Annotated in this window: 12 protein-coding genes; 8 read left to right on the top strand and 4 right to left on the bottom strand. The window is 59.9% G+C overall.

Annotation, left to right across the window (positions count from 1 at the left end; translation table 11 throughout):
* Positions 1-111: 111 nt before the first annotated feature.
* The 4 genes from AB4P91_RS03055 to aceE form a co-directional block, all read right to left on the bottom strand.
* Positions 112-2,808 carry a putative bifunctional diguanylate cyclase/phosphodiesterase gene (locus AB4P91_RS03055; RefSeq protein ID WP_395604294.1) on the bottom strand — a complete coding sequence of 899 codons (2,697 nt, stop codon included), beginning with the start codon at positions 2,806-2,808 and terminating at the stop codon, positions 112-114.
* Positions 2,809-3,061: 253 nt separating this feature from the next.
* Entirely contained in the window at positions 3,062-4,456 is a 1,395-nt protein-coding gene (locus AB4P91_RS03050; RefSeq protein WP_395604293.1) for an alkaline phosphatase D family protein, read from the bottom strand.
* 275 nt (positions 4,457-4,731) lie between these two features.
* On the bottom strand, positions 4,732-6,699 hold the full coding sequence (gene aceF / locus AB4P91_RS03045; RefSeq protein ID WP_395604292.1) for a dihydrolipoyllysine-residue acetyltransferase: 1,968 nt from the start codon (positions 6,697-6,699) through the stop codon (positions 4,732-4,734).
* Positions 6,700-6,710: 11 nt separating this feature from the next.
* A complete protein-coding gene (gene aceE / locus AB4P91_RS03040; protein WP_150593987.1) occupies positions 6,711-9,356 on the bottom strand; it encodes a pyruvate dehydrogenase (acetyl-transferring), homodimeric type in 2,646 nt (881 codons plus the stop codon).
* 384 nt (positions 9,357-9,740) lie between these two features.
* Here aceE and glnE point away from each other — a divergent pair, with 384 nt between their 5' ends.
* From glnE to AB4P91_RS03000, 8 genes are all read left to right on the top strand, one after another.
* A complete protein-coding gene (glnE, locus tag AB4P91_RS03035; RefSeq protein WP_395604291.1) occupies positions 9,741-12,680 on the top strand; it encodes a bifunctional [glutamate--ammonia ligase]-adenylyl-L-tyrosine phosphorylase/[glutamate--ammonia-ligase] adenylyltransferase in 2,940 nt (979 codons plus the stop codon).
* Positions 12,681-13,676: 996 nt separating this feature from the next.
* Positions 13,677-14,711, top strand: a complete 1,035-nt coding sequence (gene waaF, locus AB4P91_RS03030) for a lipopolysaccharide heptosyltransferase II (protein ID WP_150596036.1) — start codon at positions 13,677-13,679, stop codon at positions 14,709-14,711.
* Between the two features lies 1 nt (position 14,712).
* Positions 14,713-15,774 carry a lipopolysaccharide heptosyltransferase I gene (gene waaC, locus AB4P91_RS03025; protein WP_150593992.1) on the top strand — a complete coding sequence of 354 codons (1,062 nt, stop codon included), beginning with the start codon at positions 14,713-14,715 and terminating at the stop codon, positions 15,772-15,774.
* Positions 15,774-16,895, top strand: coding sequence for a glycosyltransferase family 4 protein (locus AB4P91_RS03020; protein ID WP_395604290.1), 1,122 nt, complete (start codon positions 15,774-15,776; stop codon positions 16,893-16,895). The genes waaC and AB4P91_RS03020 overlap by 1 nt, the downstream gene beginning before the upstream one ends.
* Positions 16,896-17,702 carry a lipopolysaccharide core heptose(I) kinase RfaP gene (gene rfaP / locus AB4P91_RS03015; protein ID WP_150593994.1) on the top strand — a complete coding sequence of 269 codons (807 nt, stop codon included), beginning with the start codon at positions 16,896-16,898 and terminating at the stop codon, positions 17,700-17,702.
* Positions 17,702-18,436 carry a lipopolysaccharide kinase InaA family protein gene (locus tag AB4P91_RS03010; protein WP_150593995.1) on the top strand — a complete coding sequence of 245 codons (735 nt, stop codon included), beginning with the start codon at positions 17,702-17,704 and terminating at the stop codon, positions 18,434-18,436. The genes rfaP and AB4P91_RS03010 overlap by 1 nt, the downstream gene beginning before the upstream one ends.
* Positions 18,433-19,185 carry a lipopolysaccharide kinase InaA family protein gene (locus AB4P91_RS03005; protein WP_150593996.1) on the top strand — a complete coding sequence of 251 codons (753 nt, stop codon included), beginning with the start codon at positions 18,433-18,435 and terminating at the stop codon, positions 19,183-19,185. Before AB4P91_RS03010 ends, AB4P91_RS03005 begins: the two co-directional genes overlap by 4 nt.
* Positions 19,185-20,636 (top strand): lipopolysaccharide kinase InaA family protein, encoded by a 1,452-nt coding sequence (locus AB4P91_RS03000; protein ID WP_395604289.1) that lies wholly within the window; start codon positions 19,185-19,187, stop codon positions 20,634-20,636. Before AB4P91_RS03005 ends, AB4P91_RS03000 begins: the two co-directional genes overlap by 1 nt.
* The last annotated feature ends 127 nt before the right edge of the window (positions 20,637-20,763 follow it).

Below are 20,763 nucleotides of genomic sequence, written 5' to 3'. Positions count from 1 at the left end.
GATCGTTCCTCTCAGTCAGGATGGGATGTAAAAAAGTAGACCGCCAGTGTGCCCAAAGCTATCCGGATGCGCACTACCCAATGTAGGAGCTGCAGTGTTGGCGAGAAGGGTTTACAGGCAGAGCGGGCCGCGCGGGTAGCGTTTCAGGGCCTGGATCAGTTCGGCGCCGGGGATCGGCCGGTCGAACAGGTAGCCTTGACCCACATCGCAACGATGGCGGCGCAGGAACGCCAGTTGCTCGGCGGTCTCGATGCCTTCGGCCACGACCTTGAGTTTCAGGTTGTGGGCCATGGCGATCACCGCAGAGGTGATTTCCATGTCGTCCTGGTTGTCGGGGATTTCGTGGATGAAGCTGCGATCGATCTTGATGACGTCGATCGGGAATTTCTTCAGGTAGCTGAGCGACGAGTAGCCGGTGCCGAAGTCATCCATGGCCAGGGTCAGGCCCAGGCGCTTGAGTTGATCGAGTTGCAGGTGCGTGTCTTCGGTGGCTTCCAGCAGCAGGCCTTCGGTCAGTTCCAGCTCCAGCAGATTGGCCGGCAGCGCTTCTTCCTTGAGGATGTTGGCGATGGACGCGACCAGATCCGGATCGGAGAACTGCTTGGGCGACAGATTGATCGCCACTTGCAGATTGCCCAGGCCGGCAGCGGTCAACCCTTTGCTCATGCGGCAGGCCTGACGGGCGATCCATTTGCCGATCGGAATGATCAGGCCGGTTTCTTCGGCGACGCTGATGAACTGGTCCGGACGAATCATGCCGCGCTCCGGATGATTCCAGCGCAACAGCGCTTCCATCCCCAGCAAGCGACCACTGCGCAGGCACAGCTTGGGCTGGTAGAACACGTCCAGTTCGTTCTGGGTCAGGGCGCGCCGCAGGTTGTTCTCGACGAACAGCTTGTAGCTGGCCTCGGCGTTCAGCGCTTCGGTGAAGACTTGCACCTGATGTTTACCGTTGGCCTTGGCCTTGTGCAGGGCCAAACCGGCGTTACGCATCAGGGTTTGTGGGTCGCGGCCGTGCAGGGGCGCGCAGGCAAGGCCCACGGAACCGGTGACGCTGATCAACTGGTTGTCGACGAACATCGGTTTGTCGAGGGTCATCAGCAGTTGGCTGGCGATCTGCTGGCCGACCTCAAGGTCGGTGTCGTCGAGCAGCACCGCGAATTCGTTACTGGCGAACCGGGCAAGGCTGCCGCTCGAGCTCAGGCTGTTGCGCAACCGCCGGGCCAGACTGATCAGCAGTTTGTCGCCGGTCTGGTGGCCAAGGCTGTCGTTGATGCGCTTGAAGTTGTCGATGTCCACCAGCAGCAGGCTGATCGGAGTATCGCTATCGCGGGCGAAGCGTTCGTCGAGGTTGCGGATGAACGCCGGGCGGTTGCCGAGGTTGGTCAGGTTGTCGGTGTACGCCAGACGTTCAATGCGCTGCTGCGCCAGTTTGGTCTGGGTGATGTCTTCGTAGATGCCGATGTAATGGGTCAGCTCACGGTTGTCGCCGTAAACCTTGGAGATCGACAACTGCCCCCAGTACGGTTCGAGGTTTTTCCGGCGGCTCTTGAATTCGCCCTGCCAGCTGTTGCTCTTGGCCAGCGCCGAGGGCGCGTCGAACAGCAGCTCGCTGAGGTTTTCCAGGGCCGGCAGTTCCGACAGGCGCTGGCCGTGGACTTCCTCGGTGGTGTACTGGGTGATCGCGGTGAAGCTCGGGTTGACGTACTCCACCACGCCGTCGCAATTGACCAGCAAAAAGGCATTGGCGCTTTGCTCGACCGCACGCTGGAACAGGTGCAGGGCGCTGGTGGCGGTGCGCCGGTTGTGGTTGTTGATGACTTGGGCGAACTGGTCGGCCAGTTCACCGGCAAAGGCGATTTCATCAGACTGCCAGGCACGGGTGACGCCGGTCTGCTCCAGACACAGCACACCGACCACATGGCCGTCGACGCGGATGCTGGCGTCGAGCATGGCGTTGACGTCGCGCGGGCGAAGCGCTTCGGCCATCTCGCGGGTGCGCGGGTCACGCATGGCATTGTGTGCGTCGATGGCGCGGCTGCTGTGCAGGGCGTCCATGTAATCAGGGAAGCCGCTGATGTCGATCGCGTCCGGGATAATGTATTCCTGGGTCGCGCGGTGGTAAGCCGAGATCGGCAGCAGTTGCTGGCCTTCAAGATTCCACAGGCTGGCGCAGTCGATTTCATAGATATCGCAGGCGCAGCGGGTGATCAGTTCGGCGGCTTCTTGCAGCGAGTTGTGCGTGCTGTAGCGCTGGCGGGCGAGCAGCAGAATCAGATCCTGCTGGGCACGCACCCGCTCCAGATGCTGCAGTTGTTCCTGCTGGGCACGCTGGTTGAGTTCGAGGGCGATTTGCAGGCGCGAATTCTGGGTTTCGAGATCAACTGAGGGCGGCAGCGGCGTTTCGCCGAATACGTTATCGACCGCCAGCAGATAGCCGCGCAGCAAGTGCCGATTGTGCTGCTTGTAGGCTTCGCCGAGTTCCAGGATGGACAACGCACCGGCAGGGGTGTGCAGCGTGTAACGCACCAGATAATGCGGGCTGGCACCGAGTTGCAGTTGGATTGTGTCGTGCAACTGATAGCGCGCTTCCGGCTCCATCAGGCTGGCGTAAGGCGAGCCGACCAGAGCACACAGCTCGACGGCCGGTTGACCGAATTGACGTTCGCAATTGGGATCAAGAAACAGCATTGCCCAGCTGGCTTCATTCAAGCGCTCGAAACGCAGCATGCCGAGCCGCGAGGGCACCGGCAATTGCGTCACTACCTCGGCCACCATACGGCTGGCGGCATCGGGTTGGCTCTTCATGGAGGGAAACTCGCTTGGAAATATGCTGAACGCGCTGGGCTCTCGCCCTCTTTACTGTTGCTTGCGGCAAGGTTGCATCATTGCGGCACTGACTGACAAGAGTGATGAAGGCCAAGTGCTATAAGAATGTGTCGGCCGCGCGGGGCATTTCTCCAGTGTCTGTCGGAAAAGAACGATTGATCGCAGCTTGCGACAGTTGCTACAGGGACATTTGACCTTTGCAGGCGCTGCCCAAGCTGCGATCTTTCAAGGTTTAACGCAGTTTTATGGCAATCGACTGTAGCTGCTTGCCATCCCGATCATGGTAATTGACCAGAATCTGATCGGCTTCGACCACCACGTGGGCAAAGTTGTCTTCACTGACCACCGTGCTGGTCAGTTCATGCCGATAGTCCCCCGTCGCTGTACGCACCAGCGGTTGATCGAGCATAAAAGTCGAGGCTTTGGCGTAGGGGAGCAATTTGCTGTTGCACAGTGGCGAGGAAACGATGGTGTGAACCTCAAAGTCCGGATCTTCGCTGTGGGTCAGACGCGCAGTCAGCGAGCCGTGCACGTCGCCCGAAACGAACACTACGTTTTTGATCCGCCGGGTGCGAAGGGTTTCCAGAAGGCGCAGGCGCTGTTCCGGGAAGGCTTGCCACGCATCGCCGTCAGGTTGTTTGCGATCCGGGTAGAACATCACGCTGGTCACGACGAACTTCACCCGCGCCGGACTGTTGATCAGCCATTTCAGCAGCGCGTGTTCTTGAGCTTCATCGAGAATGCGTCGGTCCTCGGGCGACAAGTTGCGTCGGGTGCGGCTGTCGGTCACGAACCATTCGATATCACCGTCACTGAATTGATACCAGTAATGCTCAAGTACAGCGCGATTAATCTGGCCGTTAGTTGTCAGCGGATGCACCGGGCTGTGACTGGCTTGATACAACTCATAGGCCGCCATGGCATTGCGATATAACGCGCTGTCGGACTTGCTGGCATTGGCCGGCCAGTTATCTTCAATTTCATGGTCGTCGAGAATCATGTAAGTCGAAGTGCTGGACATCAATCGCTTTATATTGGGTTGCGAGAAAGCCGCGCGGTATTTGCTGAGTATGTCCTTGTATTCGCGATCCGGTGCGAACAGGTTCATGTCGTCGACATAAATTTGATCGCCGGTCATTAGCGTGGCGCTGATCGGGGGTTGTGCGCCCTCGATCAATTGGTTGATGGACGCGAAAATCCGGTCGCCCAACTGGGGCAAGGAAGCAATGCCGGCGGTCATGCGCAAGTAGCGGCAGGAGCCGACAATGTAGGCCCTTGCGTGCTTTGCTGTTGAGCGGGTGCGCAGACGATAGATCTCCCGAGGCCACTGCAGGGGCAGTTCTGCCACCGAGTCCTGGGTATGAACCGGATTCATCGGGCTGAACCAGCCTGCCTGATATTCGTATTCCGTATCGCTGCTCAAGTTGTTGAGTGCGAACACTTCCGACATATCTCGCAGTTCGCTCAGTTTGGCGAAAATACCGTTAGACCATTGTTGTGTGTCGGCGGGGCGATAACGTATACCGGCAAACACGGTGGCGTTGTCCTGGCGGTCGCCGCGGATAAACAGGCGTGCATGATCAGTTGTTACATGGCCGATAATCGGGCCGATAGTGGGTTTTAGCATTTCGAATCCATTCGAATGAATTGCTGAATAGGTTTTAGTGTCAAGTTCGATTAATGAACTTGCTGGGCCAAGGTTAGTTGTAAGTTGAATGAATAAGGCGGCGTAAAGTTGACTGGAGTCGTGGCCGATGTCAGCGCAACTTGTAGGAAAAACACGAAGCCTGGTTTATGTCAGGCAAAAAAAAGCCCCGCCAATTGACGGGGTTGAGGTACGAGCGTGTGGCGCTCGAAAACGTGGAGCACAATCGGCCCTCCGTCGCCGGAGGGCCGTCTGGATTACAGCAGGATGGTGCGGATGTCCGCCAGCAGGCTGCCCAGACGCTGGGTGAAGCGTGCGGCAGCAGCGCCGTTGATCACACGGTGATCGTAGGACAGCGACAGCGGCAGCATCAGTTTCGGCTGGAAGGCTTTGCCGTCCCAGACTGGCTGGATGGTTGCCTTGGAAACACCGAGGATCGCCACTTCCGGCGCGTTGACGATCGGCGTGAAGCCGGTGCCGCCAATGTGGCCGAGGCTGGAAATGGTGAAGCAGGCGCCTTGCATGTCGTCAGCGGTAAGCTTCTTGTCGCGGGCTTTGGCGGCCAGTGCAGCGGCTTCGGCTGCCAGTTGCAACAGACTCTTCTGGTCGACGTTCTTGATGACCGGTACCAGCAGGCCATCCGGGGTGTCGACGGCGAAGCCGATGTTGATGTACTTCTTGCGGATGATCGCCTTGCCGCTTGGTGCCAGCGAACTGTTGAAGTCCGGCAGCTCCTTGAGCATGTGCGCGCACGACTTGAGCAGCAGCGGCAGGATGGTCAGCTTGACGCCGGCCTTCTCTGCAACGGCTTTCTGGGCGACGCGGAACGCTTCCAGCTCAGTGATATCAGCCGAATCGAACTGGGTCACGTGCGGAATATTCAGCCAGCTGCGGTGCAGGCTCGACGCACCGATTTGCATCAGGCGAGTCATCGGCACTTCTTCGATTTCGCCGAAACGGCTGAAGTCGACGACCGGGATCGGCGGGATGCCCGCACCACCGGTAGCGCCAGCAGCAGCGGCCGGAGCTTCCTTGGCCTTCTGCATCATCGCTTTGACGTAAACCTGCACGTCTTCTTTCAGAATACGACCGTGCGGACCGCTGGCGCCGACTGCGTTCAGCTCAACGCCGAATTCGCGGGCCAGTTGACGCACGGCTGGGCCGGCGTGAACTTTCGCGCCCGGCTTGGCCGGGGCGGCGGCTGGTGCGGCAGCAGCGGGTGCAGGTGCAGCGGCAGCCGGGGCAGCAGCGGCAGGTGCCGGAGCACTTGCAGCGGCAGCGGCAGCTGGAGCCGGGGCAGCAGCAGGCGCCGCGCCTTTGACTTTCAGCTTCAGAATCAGGTCGCCGGTGCCGACTTCGTCATCCAGCTTGATGGAAACGCTTTCGACCACACCAGCGGCAGGCGACGGGATTTCCATGCTCGCCTTGTCGGACTCCAGCGTGATCAGCGATTGATCAGCTTCGACGGTGTCGCCAGCCTTGACCAACACTTCGATGATCTTGGCCTTGCCGGCCGAACCGATGTCCGGCACGTGGATGTCCTGAACGCTGTCGGCCACCGGTGCAGCTGGCGCGGCTGCCGGGGCAGGCGCAGCAGCAGCGGCTGGCGCAGCAGCCTGAGCCGGAGCGGCAGCAGCAGGGGCCGCAGCACCCGCCACTTCCAGATCCAGAATCAGGTCGCCGGTACCCACTTCGTCGTTGAGCTTGACGCTGATGGCCTTGACCACACCAGCGGCAGGCGACGGGATTTCCATGCTCGCCTTGTCGGATTCAAGGGTGATCAGCGATTGATCAGCTTCGACGGTGTCGCCGACCTTGACCTGGATCTCGATGATCTGCGCCTTGCCCGACGAACCGATGTCCGGCACGTGCACTTGCTGAACCGAAGCGGCAGCAGGGGCAGCGGCTGGCGCGGCAGCAGCAGGAGCGGCAGCCGGTTTGGCTTCAGCTTTTGCAGCAGGCGCCGCGGCAGGCGCAGGGGCTTCAGCGGCGCCCTCGACTTCCAGCTCCAGCAGTTCGTCGCCTTCTTTCAGGCGGTCGCCCAGCTTCACTTTCAGGCTTTTGATGACGCCGGCTTTCGGGGCCGGCACTTCCATGCTGGCCTTGTCCGATTCCAGGGTCAGGATGCTCTGGTCGGCTTCGATACGGTCGCCGACCTTCACAAACAGTTCAATTACTTCACCTTCACCGCTGCCGATGTCAGGTACGCGAATGAGTTCGCTCACAAAATGTCTCCTCAGCAGTCCAGTGGGTTGCGTTTTTCCGGGTCGATGCCGAACTTGGTGATGGCTTCAGCCACAACCTTGGGTTCGATATCACCACGGTCAGCCAGTGCTTCCAGGGCTGCCAACACCACGAAATGACGGTCGACTTCGAAGAAATGACGCAGTTTCTTGCGGCTGTCGCTGCGGCCGAAACCGTCGGTGCCCAGGACCTTGAATTCCTTGGACGGTACCCACTGACGGATCTGCTCGGCGAACAGCTTCATGTAGTCGGTAGAGGCAATGACCGGACCTTTACGGCCGCTCAGGCACTCTTCAACGTAGCTCTTCTGAGGCTTCTGGCCAGGCTTGAGGCGGTTGCTGCGCTCTACGGCCAGGCCGTCGCGACGCAATTCGTTGAAGCTGGTGACGCTCCACACGTCGGCGCCGACGTTGAACTCTTCACGCAGGATCTTCGCCGCTTCACGCACTTCGCGCAGGATGGTGCCGGAGCCCATCAGCTGTACGTGGTGTGCTGCTTCGCGGGTGTCTTCTTCGAGCAGGTACATGCCCTTGATGATGCCTTCCTCTGCACCGGCCGGCATGGCGGGTTGCTGGTAGGACTCGTTCATCACGGTGATGTAGTAGAAAACGTCCTGCTGCTCTTCGGTCATCTTCTTCATGCCGTCCTGAATGATCACCGCCAGCTCGTAGCCGTAGGTTGGATCAAAGGTGCGGCAGTTCGGGATGGTCGCGGCCAGGATGTGGCTGTGACCGTCTTCGTGTTGCAGGCCTTCACCGTTCAGGGTGGTCCGGCCCGCGGTACCGCCGATCAGGAAGCCACGGGTACGGCTGTCGCCTGCTGCCCAAGCCAGGTCGCCAATACGCTGGAAACCGAACATCGAGTAGAAGATGTAGAACGGCAGCATTGGCTGGTTGTGGCTGGAGTACGAAGTACCGGCAGCGATGAAGGAGCTCATGGCGCCCGCTTCGTTGATGCCTTCTTCGAGGATCTGGCCCTTTTTGTCTTCCTTGTAGAACATCACCTGGTCTTTATCGACTGGCTCGTAGAGCTGGCCGACGGACGAGTAGATGCCCAACTGACGGAACATGCCTTCCATACCGAAGGTACGGGCTTCGTCCGGGATGATCGGCACGATGCGCGAGCCGATTTCCTTGTCCTTGACCAGTTGCGCGAGGATCCGCACGAAAGCCATGGTGGTGGAGATTTCACGGTCGCCCGAGCCGTCGAGGATCGCCTTGAGGGTATCGAGTGGCGGTGTAGGAATGTCGAAAGACTTGGCGCGGCGCTGTGGCACGAAACCGCCCAGTGCAGTGCGGCGCTCGCTCAGGTAGCGGGCTTCGGCGCTGTTTGCCTCTGGCTTGAAGAACGGCAGGTTCTCCAGCTCTTCGTCCTTGACCGGGATGTCGAAGCGATCGCGGAACAACTTCAGGCTGTCGACATCGACTTTCTTGGTGTTGTGCGCAGTGTTTTTCGCTTCGCCGGCACCGGTGCCATAACCCTTGATGGTCTTGGCCAGGATGACGGTTGGCTGTTCTTTGTGGTTGACCGCTTCGTGGTACGCCGCATAGACCTTGTAAGGGTCGTGGCCGCCACGGTTGAGTTTCCAGATCTCGTCGTCGGACAGATCGGCAACCATCGCCTTGAGTTCTGGCGAGTTGAAGAAGTGTTCACGCACGAACGCGCCGTCTTTGGCTTTGTAGTTCTGGTACTCGCCGTCGATGACTTCATCCATACGACGTTGCAGGATGCCGTCGACGTCTTTGGCCAGCAGTGGGTCCCAGAAACGGCCCCAGATGACTTTGGTCACGTTCCACTGAGCACCGCGGAACACGCCTTCGAGTTCCTGGATGATCTTGCCGTTACCGCGAACCGGGCCGTCGAGGCGCTGCAGGTTGCAGTTGATGACGAAGATCAGGTTGTCGAGCTTCTCGCGGCCAGCCAGGGAGATGGCGCCCAGGGATTCTGGTTCGTCGCACTCGCCGTCGCCCAGGAAGCACCAGACTTTCTGCTTGCCTTCCGGGATGAAGCCACGAGCTTCCAGGTACTTCATGAAACGTGCCTGGTAGATCGCCTGGATCGGACCCAAACCCATCGATACGGTCGGGAACTGCCAGAAATCAGGCATCAGCCAAGGGTGCGGGTAGGACGACAGGCCCTGACCGTCTACTTCCTGGCGGAAGTTGTTCATCTGGTCTTCGGTGATGCGGCCTTCCATGAATGCACGGGCGTAAACGCCTGGCGAGGTGTGGCCCTGGAAGTAGATCAGGTCGCCGCCGTGTTCGTCGGTCGGGGCCTGGAAGAAGTAGTTGAAGCCGATGTCATACAGGGTCGCACTGGAAGCGAAGCTGGAGATGTGACCACCCAGGTCAGAATCTTTCAGGTTCGTACGCATTACCATGGCCATCGCGTTCCAGCGTACCAACGAGCGAATGCGGCGTTCCATGAACAGGTCGCCAGGCATGCGTGCTTCGTGGGTCACGGGGATGGTGTTGCGGTAAGGCGTGGTGATGGCGTAAGGGAGCTGCGAGCCGCTGCGGGTCGCGAGTTCGCCCATACGGGTCATCAGATAGTGAGCACGGTCTTCGCCTTCTTTGTCGAGAACCGATTCCAGGGCGTCCAGCCATTCCTGGGTTTCGACGGGATCGAGGTCTTGCATGGCTTGCTCCAGGGCGGAAAGGCTTCCAGAATCGGTTGCCTGAGTTTGCGACTGGCCTTGTGGGCAGACGATTTAAAATTCTTGGATTGCCGACAGGTTGTTCCGGCGGCGTGTAGTTTTACTACAAATCTTCCGGCATTTCAGCCTTTCGAATGTATAGACGAGTAGTAAAACTACAGATGAAAGGCTTGTGGCCTCCGACTACGTTGTGAGAATAATCGTTAAGGTTGGTCGATTGCCATCCGAAAAAGGTGAAAGTTTGATGCTGGCTGCCAAAGAAAAAGAAATATCAGCTATTTCTAACTTTTGTTCGACAGTCCTTCAGGTAGCGGGTTTTCACCGTTCACTACAAGCGGCCATTTACACGCCGATCAAGGATAGACCATGACCCTGCCCGTGCTTGCCGAACTGCCCGCCATTCTCCTGCCGTTGGTCACTCGATCCGAGCAGTCGTTCCGTACGGCCGTCGCCGCGCTTGAAGACGATCATGGCTTCTCGAACTGGACATCCGAACGCTGGGCGCAATTTGCCCGCGTCACCGGCGCCAGCGAGTTCGTCATTGAACAGAGCGTTCGTGACCCTTTGATGTTACTTACGCTGGTGCAGTCCGGTGAGCTCGATCGGCCGTTTGCGCCCGGCGAATTGTGCGCGCAAATAGCCGCCGCAGTGGCGGCCGCGCAGACTGAAGATGAGCTCGGTCATGTCCTGCGCCGTCAGCGCGCTCGTCATCAGGTGCGAATCATCTGGCGTGATCTGACCCGCCAGGCCAATCTCGTGCAGACCTGCCGTGATCTGTCAGACATGGCCGATGCCTCCATCGATCAAGCCTATCAATGGTTGTACAGCCGCCATTGTCAGCAATTCGGCACGCCGACCGGGCGTCGCAGCGGTTTGCCGCAGCAGATGGTCATTCTTGGCATGGGCAAGCTCGGCGCGGTTGAGTTGAACCTGTCCTCGGACATCGACCTGATCTTCGCCTACCCCGAGGGCGGCGAAACCGTTGGCGTGAAGCGCGCGCTGGATAATCAGGAATTCTTCATCCGTCTGGGCCAGCGTCTGATCAAGGCGCTGGACCCGATGACCGTCGACGGCTTCGTGTTCCGTGTCGACATGCGTCTGCGTCCGTATGGTTCATCGGGCGCGCTGGTGCTGAGCTTCAATGCGCTGGAGCAGTATTACCAGGATCAGGGTCGCGACTGGGAACGCTACGCGATGATCAAGGCGCGTGTGGTGGCTGGCGATCAAGTGGCCGGCGCACAGTTGCTCGACATGCTGCGGCCGTTTGTTTACCGGCGTTATCTGGACTTCTCGGCAATCGAAGCGCTGCGCACCATGAAGCAGCTTATTCAGCAGGAAGTCCGGCGCAAGGGCATGGCCGACAACATCAAGCTCGGTTCGGGTGGGATCCGCGAGGTCGAGTTCATCGCCCAGGCTTTTCAGCTGATCCACGGCGGGCGCGATCTGAGCCTGCAACAGCGTCCTCTATTAAAGGTGTTGAGCACGCTGGAAGGTCAGGGTTATCTGCCACCCGCGGTGATCAGCGAGTTGCGCGAGGGGTATGAATTTCTGCGTTACACCGAGCACGCGATCCAGGCGATTGCCGACCGCCAGACCCAGATGCTGCCGGATGGCGCTCAGGATCAGGCGCGTATCGCCTTCATGCTCGGGTTTGCCGACTGGGAAGCCTTCCACGAAAAACTGATGTTCTGGCGCGGTCGGGTGGCTTGGCACTTCGCGCAGGTGATCGCTGACCCTGATGAGGAAGAGGGCGCCGAAAGCGAAGTGGTGGTTGGCGGTGAATGGTTGCCGCTGTGGGAAGAGGCGCAGGACGAAGAAGCCGCCTGCCGTCAGTTGGAGGAGGGCGGTTTCAGCGATGCACCGAAAGTGCTGAAGGCCTTGGCCGGGCTGCGCGGCAGTCCGCAACTGCGGGCGATGCAGCGTCTGGGACGCGAACGTCTGGATTTGTTCATCCCGCGCCTGATCGCCCAAGCGGTTGAGCATGACAACCCGGATCTGGTGCTGGAGCGTGTGCTGCCGCTGGTTGAAGCGGTGGCGCGGCGCTCGGCGTACCTGGTGTTGCTGACGGAAAACCCCGGTGCGCTGCGTCGCTTGTTGACGTTGTGTGCGGCAAGTCCGTGGATTGCCGAACAGATCACTCGCTTTCCGCTGTTGCTCGATGAATTGCTCAACGAAGGGCGCTTGTTCAAACCGCCATTGGCGCCGGAACTCGCCGCTGAATTGCGCGAGCGTCTGACGCGGATTCCCGAAGACGACCTCGAACAACAGATGGAAGCCCTGCGCCATTTCAAACTGGCCCACCGCTTGCGCGTCGCCGCGTCGGAAATCGCCGGCAGTTTGCCACTGATGAAGGTCAGCGATTATCTGACCTGGCTGGCCGAGGCAATTCTTGCGCAAGTGCTGGCGCTGGCCTGGCGCCAGACCGTGGCCAAGTACGGCACGCCGTTGCGTACCGACGGTACGTTGTGCGATCCCGGGTTCATCATTGTCGGTTACGGCAAAGTCGGCGGCCTGGAATTGGGGCATGGTTCGGACCTCGATCTGGTGTTCATCCACGACGGCGATCCACAGGCAGAAACCGATGGCCCGAAACCGATTGATGGCGCGCAATTCTTCACGCGGCTGGGGCAGCGGATCATCCACTTGCTGACGGCGCAGACCAACTCCGGCCAGCTTTATGAAGTGGATATGCGTTTGCGGCCGTCCGGTGCGTCGGGATTGCTGGTGAGTTCGCTGGGTGCGTTCGCCCGCTATCAGGAAAACGAAGCCTGGACCTGGGAGCATCAGGCGCTGGTGCGGGCGCGGGTGCTGGTCGGCAGCCAGGATGTCGGGCAGGCCTTCGAGAAGGTTCGCGCCCAAGTACTGGGTAAAACCCGGGACCTGGCCAAGCTGAAACAGGAAGTCAGCGAGATGCGCGCGAAGATGCGCGATAACCTCGGCAGCAAGAGCACCGCAGCCGGCACAGCGGCAAACGCCTTCGAGGCCACGGCGCCGTTCGACCTCAAGCAGGACGCCGGAGGTATCGTCGATATTGAATTTATGGTGCAATACGCGGCCCTGGCGTGGTCGCAAAGCCACCCGCCATTGCTGCGCTGGACCGATAACATCCGCATTCTGGAAGAGCTGGAGCACGAAGGGCTGATGCCTGCCGAAGATGCCAGTCTGTTGCGTGAGGCCTATAAAGCCTACCGCTCCGCCGCCCACCGGCAGGCCTTGCAGAAGGACGCCGGGGTGATTGCAGGCGACCAGTTTGCCGAAGAACGGCGACAGGTTTTGCGAATATGGCGTGAGCTGGGGCTAAGCTGAAAGAGGCCAGTGAGGGCTGTGAAATTCAAATGTGGGAGCGAGCCTGCTCGCGAAAACGGAGTGTCAGGCGACATTGATGCTGGATGTGCCGGCCCTTTCGCGAGCAAGCTCGCTCCCACAGTGATCTGCGGTGAATTGCGGATGTTGGAACGGATGCAAAACCCTGTGGGAGCTGGCTTGCCAGCGATGGCGGAGTATCAGACGACAATAATGTTGAATGTGACGACCCCTTCGCGAGCAAGCTCGCTCCCACAGTGATCTGCGGTGAATTGCGGATGTTGGAACGTATGCAAAACCCTGTGGGAGCTGGCTTTCCAGCGATAGCGGAGTATCAGACGACAATAATGTTGAATGTGACGACCCCTTCGCGAGCAAGCTCGCTCCCACAGTGATCTGCGGTGAATCGCGGATGTTGGAACGGATGCAAAACCCTGTCGGAGCTGGCTTGCCAGCGATAGCGGAGTGTCAGGCGACATTGATGCTGGCTGTGCCGGCCCTTTCGCGAGCAAGCTCGCTCCCACAGTGATCTGCGGTGAATTGCGGATGTTGGAACGGATGCAAAACCCTGTGGGAGCTGGCTTGCCAGCGATAGCGGAGTATCAGACGACAATAATGTTGAATGTGACGACCCCTTCGCGAGCAAGCTCGCTCCCACAGTGATCTGCGGTGAATTGCGGATGTTGGAACGGATGCAAAACCCTGTGGGAGCTGGCTTGCCAGCGATAGCGGAGTGTCAGACGACAATAATGTTGAATGTGACGCCCCATCGCGAGCAAGCTCGCTCCCACAGTGATCTGCGGTGAATTGCGGATGTTGGAACGGATGCAAAACCCTGTGGGAGCTGGCTTGCCAGCGATGGCGGAGTGTCAGACGACAATAATGTTGAATGTGACGACCCCATCGCGAGCAAGCTCGCTCCCACAGTAGATCTACAGTGTTTGTAGAATTCTCGAGGCGGGGAGGCATTGGCCTCCCCGGTTCGTTTTTGGAAACCACATGAATATTCTGATCGTTGGGCCCAGTTGGGTCGGTGACATGGTGATGGCACAGACACTGTTTCAGTGTCTCAAGCAACGCCACCCGCAATGCGAAATCGACGTGCTGGCCCCCGAGTGGAGCCGTCCGATCCTTGAGCGCATGCCCGAAGTGCGCAAGGCCTTGAGCTTTCCGCTCGGCCACGGCGCGCTTGAGTTGGCGACCCGTCGACGGATCGGCAAGTCCCTGCGCGGCCAGTACGACCAGGCGATCCTGCTGCCCAACTCGCTGAAATCGGCGCTGGTGCCATTCTTTGCCGGCATCCCGAAACGCACCGGCTGGCGCGGCGAGTTCCGTTATGGCCTGCTCAACGACGTGCGCACGCTTGATAAAGCGCGCTATCCGCTGATGATCGAGCGTTTCATGGCGCTGGCCTATGAACCAAACGCCGAACTGCCGAAACCGTATCCACGACCAAGCTTGCAAATCGACCCGGTCACCCGCGAAGTGGCGCTGGCCAAGTTTGGCTTGAGCCTCGACCGCCCGGTGTTGGCCCTTTGCCCCGGAGCCGAGTTCGGCGAATCCAAGCGCTGGCCCTCCGAGCATTACGCCAAAGTTGCCGAAGCGCGGATTCGTGAAGGCTGGCAGGTGTGGCTGTTTGGTTCGAAAAACGATCACTCGGTCGGCGAAGACATCCGCGCGCGGCTGATTCCCGGCTTGCGTGAAGAGGCGGTGAATCTGAGCGGTGGCACCTCGTTGGCCGAAGCCATCGACCTGCTGTCCTGCGCCGACTCGGTAGTCTCCAATGACTCCGGCCTGATGCATGTCGCCGCCGCGCTGAACCGCCCGTTGGTGGCGGTTTATGGTTCGACCTCCCCGGGCTTTACCCCGCCGCTGGCCGAGCACGTCGAAATCGTCCGTTTGGGCCTCGATTGCAGCCCGTGCTTCGACCGCACCTGCCGTTTCGGCCATTACAACTGCCTGCGCCAGCTGATGCCGGACGCGGTCAACGATGCCTTGCAGAAATTGCACGGCTCTGTGGTCGAGGTTCATTAAGTTGCGGGTATTGCTGATCAAGACTTCATCGCTGGGCGACGTGATTCATGCGTTGCCGGCGCTGACCGACGCGGCCCGGGCCATCCCCGGAATCAAGTTCGACTGGGTGGTGGAAGAAGGCTTCGCCGAGATTCCGACCTGGCACCCGGCCGTTGACAACGTGATTCCGGTGGCGATACGTCGCTGGCGCAAAAGTCTTTGGAAAACCATCACCAGCGGCGAGTGGAAACGCTTCAAGCAAAGCGTGCGCGCGAACCAATACGATTTGGTGATCGACGCGCAGGGCTTGCTGAAAAGCGCCTGGTTGACCCGTTACGTCAAAGCGCCGGTGGCCGGTCTCGACAAAGGTTCGGCCCGTGAACCAATGGCTGCGCGATTCTACGATCGCAAGCTGGCCGTGGCCCGTGGTCAACATGCCGTTGAGCGTGTGCGTCAGTTGTTCGCCATCGCTCTCGGATATGACCTGCCCAAAGGCTTGGGCGATTATGGCCTCAACGTCGAGCGTCTGGTCGAGCTGCCGCGCAAGAACGCCTTCGTGGTGTTCCTCCACGGTACGACGTGGGACACCAAACATTGGCCGGAAGCTTACTGGCGCGAGCTGACCGAGCGTGTTGGTTATCTCGGCGTTGGCGTGAAACTGCCATGGGGCAACCCACTGGAAAAGGCTCGCGCCGAGCGCATCGCCGCCGGTTTCAAACACGCCGAAGTCCTGCCGAAGCTGAATCTGGCCGGGGTCGGCAAAGTCCTTGCCGGCGCACAAGCCTGTGTCGCGGTGGACACCGGTCTCGGTCACTTGGCGGCGGCGCTGGACGTGCCGACCATCTCGCTGTTCGGTCCGACCAACCCGGGCCTGACCGGGGCCTACGGCAAGTTGCAGATTCACATGGCCAGTGACTTCCCGTGCGCGCCGTGCCTGCAGAAAAAATGCACTTATCAACCGACCGAGCAGGATGCCCGTCAGTTTGACCTGAAGCGTGAACAGCCTCTGTGCTTCACGCGTCTGAACCCCGAGCGTGTCGCCAGCCGACTGAGCACGTTGTTAATGGCTGAGGAGCTGCGCTGATGCAATTGGCATTCGTCCTGTACAAATATTTCCCGTTCGGTGGCTTGCAGCGCGATTTCATGCGCATTGCCCTCGAATGCCAGAAGCGCGGCCACCAGATCCGCGTCTATACGCTGATCTGGGAAGGCGACGTACCGCCCGGTTTCGAAGTGCTGGTGGCGCCGGTCAAGGCCTTCTTCAATCACCGTCGCAACGAGAAACTCACTGCGTGGATGGAAGCGGATCTGGCCAAGCGCCCGGTGGATCGTCTGATCGGTTTCAACAAAATGCCAGGCCTGGACGTGTATTACGCCGCCGACGGTTGCTTCGAAGACAAGGCGCAGAACCTGCGCAATTCGCTGTACCGTCGCTGGGGCCGCTATCGCCACTTCGCCGAGTACGAGCGCGCGGTGTTCGCCAAAGAGGCGAAAACCGAAGTGCTGATGATTTCCGAAGTGCAGCAGCCGCTGTTCATCAAACACTACGACACGCCACTCGAGCGCTTCCATTTGCTGCCGCCGGGCATTGCTCAGGATCGTCGCCGTCCGGCGGATGCCGATGAGATTCGCGCCGGTTTCCGTGCCGAATTCAAGCTCAAGGACGACGACCTGCTACTGGTGCAGATCGGCTCCGGGTTCAAGACCAAAGGCGTCGATCGCAGTCTTAAAGCCCTGGCCGCATTGCCTGCCGAACTGAAGAAACGCACCCGGCTGTTTGTAATCGGCCAGGATGACCCCAAATTGTTCCAGATGCAGAGCGCCACTTTGGGCCTGGGCGACAACGTGACGTTCCTCAAGGGCCGCAGCGATATTCCGCGGTTCCTGCTCGGCGCCGATCTGTTGATCCACCCGGCGTACAACGAAAATACCGGTACAGTGCTGCTCGAAGCGCTGGTCGCGGGCCTGCCTGTGCTGGTCAGCGCGGTGTGCGGTTACGCCCACTACATTGCCGAGGCGGATGCCGGGCGAGTGCTGGACGAACCGTTTGATCAGGCGCAACTGACGCAATACCTGACCGATATGTTGAACGACGACGCTGCACGCGCGGCCTGGAGCCGCAATGGTCTGGCGTTCGCCGAAACGGCCGACCTTTACAGCATGCCGCAACACGCGGCGGATGTGATTCTGGCGGAGCACGCTTAAATGAAGTTGATGCTGGCTGAACCGTTCAAGAGCCTCTGGGCCGGACGCGACCCGTTCGCCGAAGTCGAGGGCTTGCAGGGCGAGGTGTACCGCGAGCTCGAAGCGCGCCGGACGCTGCGCACTGAAGTCGACGGCCATGGATTTTTTGTGAAGATCCATCGTGGCATCGGCTGGGGTGAGATCTTCAAGAACCTGCTGACCGCCAAGCTGCCGGTACTCGGCGCGGGTCAGGAGTGGAAAGCCATCCAGCGCTTGCAGGAAGTCGGTGTGCCGACCATGACCGCCGTGGCGTATGGCGAAAAGGGCAGCAACCCGGCCGACCAGCATTCGTTCATCGTCACTGAAGAACTGGCGCCGACCATCAGCCTTGAAGACTTCAGCATCGACTGGCCCAAGCAGCCACCGCAGCCGAAACTCAAGCATGCGCTGATTGCCGAAGTGGCGCGCATGACCGGCATGATGCACCGCGCGGGCGTCAATCACCGCGACTGCTACATCTGCCACTTCCTGCTGCACACCGACAAACCGGTGACGGCGGATGATTTCAAACTCTCGGTGATCGACCTGCACCGTGCCCAGACCCGCCCAAGAATCACGCAGCGCTGGCGCAACAAGGATCTGGCGGCGCTGTACTTTTCCGCCCTGGACATCGGCCTGACCCGTCGCGACAAGCTGCGATTCCTCAAGGGTTATTTCCAGCAGCCGCTGCGGCAGGTTCTGGCAGAAGAAGCGCCGCTGCTTAACTGGCTGGAAGGTAAAGCCAGCAAGCTCTACGCGCGTAAACAGCGTTACGGGGATGCGCTCTGATGGCAGGTTGGACTCTTGAGCCGACGTACAGCGATCTGGCCGAAGATTTCGGCAGTCTGGAAGCCGTATTTGCCCTGCAAGGCGAGCGGCTTACGCGCGATCCGCTGTCCGAAGTGGTTCGCGTGCAGCGCGCTGGCGTCAACTATTACGTCAAACGCTACGTCGGTGCTGGCAAAGGTCTGCGCCGGTACCTCGGCAAACCGCGCGTGAAGATGGAGTGGCAGAACCTCAAGCGGTTCGCCAAATGGGGTATCCCCACCGCTGAAGTAGTGGCGTGGGGGCTTGAGCGACGCGGCGCGGCTTACGACCGTGGTGCGATGATCACCCGCGAACTGCCCAATACCGAAGACCTCGCCGCACTCGCCGAGCGCAAGGATCCCAAGCTCAAGGATCGCGCCTGGGTGGACGCCGTCAGCCAACAGTTGGCCGGTTATACGCGCACGATGCATGATCACCGTTTTACCCATAACGATTTGAAATGGCGCAACCTGTTGATCGACGACCAGGCGCGCATATTTCTTATTGATTGCCCAAATGGCGAGTTCTGGCGCGGCTTCTGGCTCAAGTATCGGATCACCAAGGATCTGGCCTGTCTCGACAAACTCGCCAAATATCACCTGTCCAATACCCAACGCCTGCGCTTTTATATGCAATACCGCCAGTGCGACCGGCTGAATACTGCCGACAAGAAACGGATTCGGCACGTGGTGAGATTTTTCGAGGGACGCGAATGACTGATTTTCTCGCCAATGAAGACCGTGCGTTGCTTGAGCGCCACGGTCTGGGCACTTTTGACGCCCTGTGGGCCAAACAGCTTGAAGCGGTGGACGAGCCCAATACCGCCCGGGGCGGTTGGAGCAGCGTATTCCGTCTGGAACTCGAAGGTCAGGGTTTCTACCTCAAGCGCCAGAGCAATTACCTGACCCGCACCTTGCATGCGCCGTTCGGCGAACCAAGCTTTGCTCGCGAATTTCGTAATATCAGCCGCTACCGCAAGCTCGGTATCCCGGCGCTGCAAGCGGCGTTTTTCGGTGAGCGCAAAGTCGCTGGCGAAGTCCGCGCGATTCTGCTGACGCGTGCACTGGATGGCTGGAGCGACCTGGAATCGCTGCTTGCGCGCTGGTCGCAGCTCGGCGCCGGCCAACAGTCGGCCATCCTCAAGGCCTGCGGGTTGCTGGCGCGGCAGCTGCACGGCGTGCGTCAGGTGCATGGCTGTTTCTATCCCAAACACATTTTTCTTCAGGCCAGCGGCGACGGGTATCAGGCGCAATTGATCGACCTGGAGAAAACCCGGCCGTTGTTGTTCGGCATGCGTGACCGGATCAAGGATCTGGAGCCGCTGCAGCGCCGTGCACCGCAGTGGAACGAGGCGCAACTGCGCGAGTTGCTGGCGGCCTATCTCGATCAGCCGGTCGACAGTTCTCTGCTCGACAGTTGGCTCGCGCGGCTGACTGCACGTCGCAGTCACAAGGAGACTCGCTGATGCAATTGTCCGAGCTGGCCGCTGTCGGGCGTACCCCGCAATTGCCGCTGACAGTCACCCTGGCCGATGCGGCCGGTGCTGCGGATTTGCAGTTGCTGAGCCTGCTGCGCGTGTTGCCGGGGCAACGTTACGTCGGTGCCGGTGTTTGGCGTGGTCGTCCGGTACTGGCCAAATTGCTGGTCGGCAGCAAGGCTGCTCGACATTTTCAGCGTGAACTGGAAGGCGTGCGCCTGTTGGCTGCACAAGGGCTGACGACACCGCTGCTGCTGGCCGATGGCCTGAAAAACGGTGAGGGTGGCTGGCTGCTGTTCGACTTTCTGGAAGGCGCGCAAAGCCTTGGCGACGCCTGGGCGCAAGTCGAGGCGCTGCCGCCGCTGGCGGATGAACAAACCGCGGTGCTGGCCGAGGCGCTTGCCGCCATTGGCCAGTTGCACGGCAAAGGGCTCTGGCAGGAAGACCTGCACCTGGACAATCTGCTGCGCCACGGCGGTCAGTTGTACTTGATCGACGGTGCCGGCATTTGCGTGGAAACCGCCGGTCAGCCGTTGTCACGGCAAAAAGTGCTGGAAAATCTCGGCGTGTTCTTCGCCCAGTTGCCCAAGGCGTTTGAACCGTTCACCGAAGAGCTGCTGGTGTATTACCTGCTGAGCAACAGCGAGCACGCTTTGCCGCTGGAAGCCTTGCAGAAGCAGATCGACAAGGTGCGCCGCTGGCGCCTGAAGGATTACCTGATCAAGGTCGGCCGCGAATGCACGCTGTTCAGCGTCCGCCGTGGTGCGTTTGGCCTGCAGGCGATTCGTCGCGAGGAAGAAGCGGCCATGGTTCCAGTGCTTGAGCAGGCGGATGCGCTGCTTGAACGCGGCCATCTCTACAAGACCGGCGGCGCGGCAAGCGTCGGCAAGGTCGAAGTGGGGGCGCGCCAATTGGTGATCAAGCGCTACAACATCAAGGGTTTCGCGCATTGGCTCAAGCGGTTCTGGCGTCCAAGTCGTGCCTGGCATTCGTGGCGTGAAGGCAATCGCCTGGCGTTTCTCGGGATTGCCACGCCCAAGCCGCTGGCGGTGCTGGAAAAGCGCTTCCTGTGGTTGCGCAGCCGCGCCTATCTGGTGACCGAGTTCCTGCCGGGGCCGGACATCATCGAGCGTTTTGCGCCGTACGTTGCCAGTGGTCAAGCACCGGAATCTGAGTTGCAGGCACTGGATCGGTTGTTTGCCCGATTGATTGCCGAGCGCATCAGTCATGGCGATTTCAAGGGCCACAACCTGTTCTGGCACAACGATCGCTGGGCGCTGATCGATCTTGACTCGATGTGTCAGCATGGCTCGCCGGGCAGCTTTGCCCCGGCCTATGCCCGGGACCGGGCGCGATTCATGCGTAACTGGCCCGAGAACAGTGCGTTATATCAAGTGATCGATCAGCGATTACCGAAAGATATTTCGAGTGGTGTCTGATTCGGCTGAGAGATAACGGCTTCTGGAGTGTCTTACAGTTTTTTCGCAAGCCATGAGCTGTACACAACGGCCTCGGTGCTGATTTTCAGAGATTGCCATCAGTAGCCCGGGTCGAAAATCAGCAGAA

Source organism: Pseudomonas sp. B21128 (assembly GCF_044218865.1).
Taxonomy (GTDB): Bacteria; Pseudomonadota; Gammaproteobacteria; order Pseudomonadales; family Pseudomonadaceae; genus Aquipseudomonas; species Aquipseudomonas iridis.
This window is presented reverse-complemented; position numbering and strand designations above follow the sequence as displayed.

Bases quoted from the DNA above. Each gene is read 5' to 3' on its own strand.
- waaF (WP_150596036.1), top strand. From the start codon at position 13,677: ATGAATATTCTGATCGTTGGGCCCAGTTGGGTCGGTGACATGGTGATG.
- aceE (WP_150593987.1), bottom strand. From the start codon at position 9,356: ATGCAAGACCTCGATCCCGTCGAAACCCAGGAATGGCTGGACGCCCTG.
- rfaP (WP_150593994.1), top strand. From the start codon at position 16,896: ATGAAGTTGATGCTGGCTGAACCGTTCAAGAGCCTCTGGGCCGGACGC.
- AB4P91_RS03020 (WP_395604290.1), top strand. From the start codon at position 15,774: ATGCAATTGGCATTCGTCCTGTACAAATATTTCCCGTTCGGTGGCTTG.
- AB4P91_RS03050 (WP_395604293.1), bottom strand. From the start codon at position 4,456: ATGCTAAAACCCACTATCGGCCCGATTATCGGCCATGTAACAACTGAT.
- AB4P91_RS03055 (WP_395604294.1), bottom strand. From the start codon at position 2,808: ATGAAGAGCCAACCCGATGCCGCCAGCCGTATGGTGGCCGAGGTAGTG.
- AB4P91_RS03005 (WP_150593996.1), top strand. From the start codon at position 18,433: ATGACTGATTTTCTCGCCAATGAAGACCGTGCGTTGCTTGAGCGCCAC.
- AB4P91_RS03010 (WP_150593995.1), top strand. From the start codon at position 17,702: ATGGCAGGTTGGACTCTTGAGCCGACGTACAGCGATCTGGCCGAAGAT.
- AB4P91_RS03000 (WP_395604289.1), top strand. From the start codon at position 19,185: ATGCAATTGTCCGAGCTGGCCGCTGTCGGGCGTACCCCGCAATTGCCG.
- glnE (WP_395604291.1), top strand. From the start codon at position 9,741: ATGACCCTGCCCGTGCTTGCCGAACTGCCCGCCATTCTCCTGCCGTTG.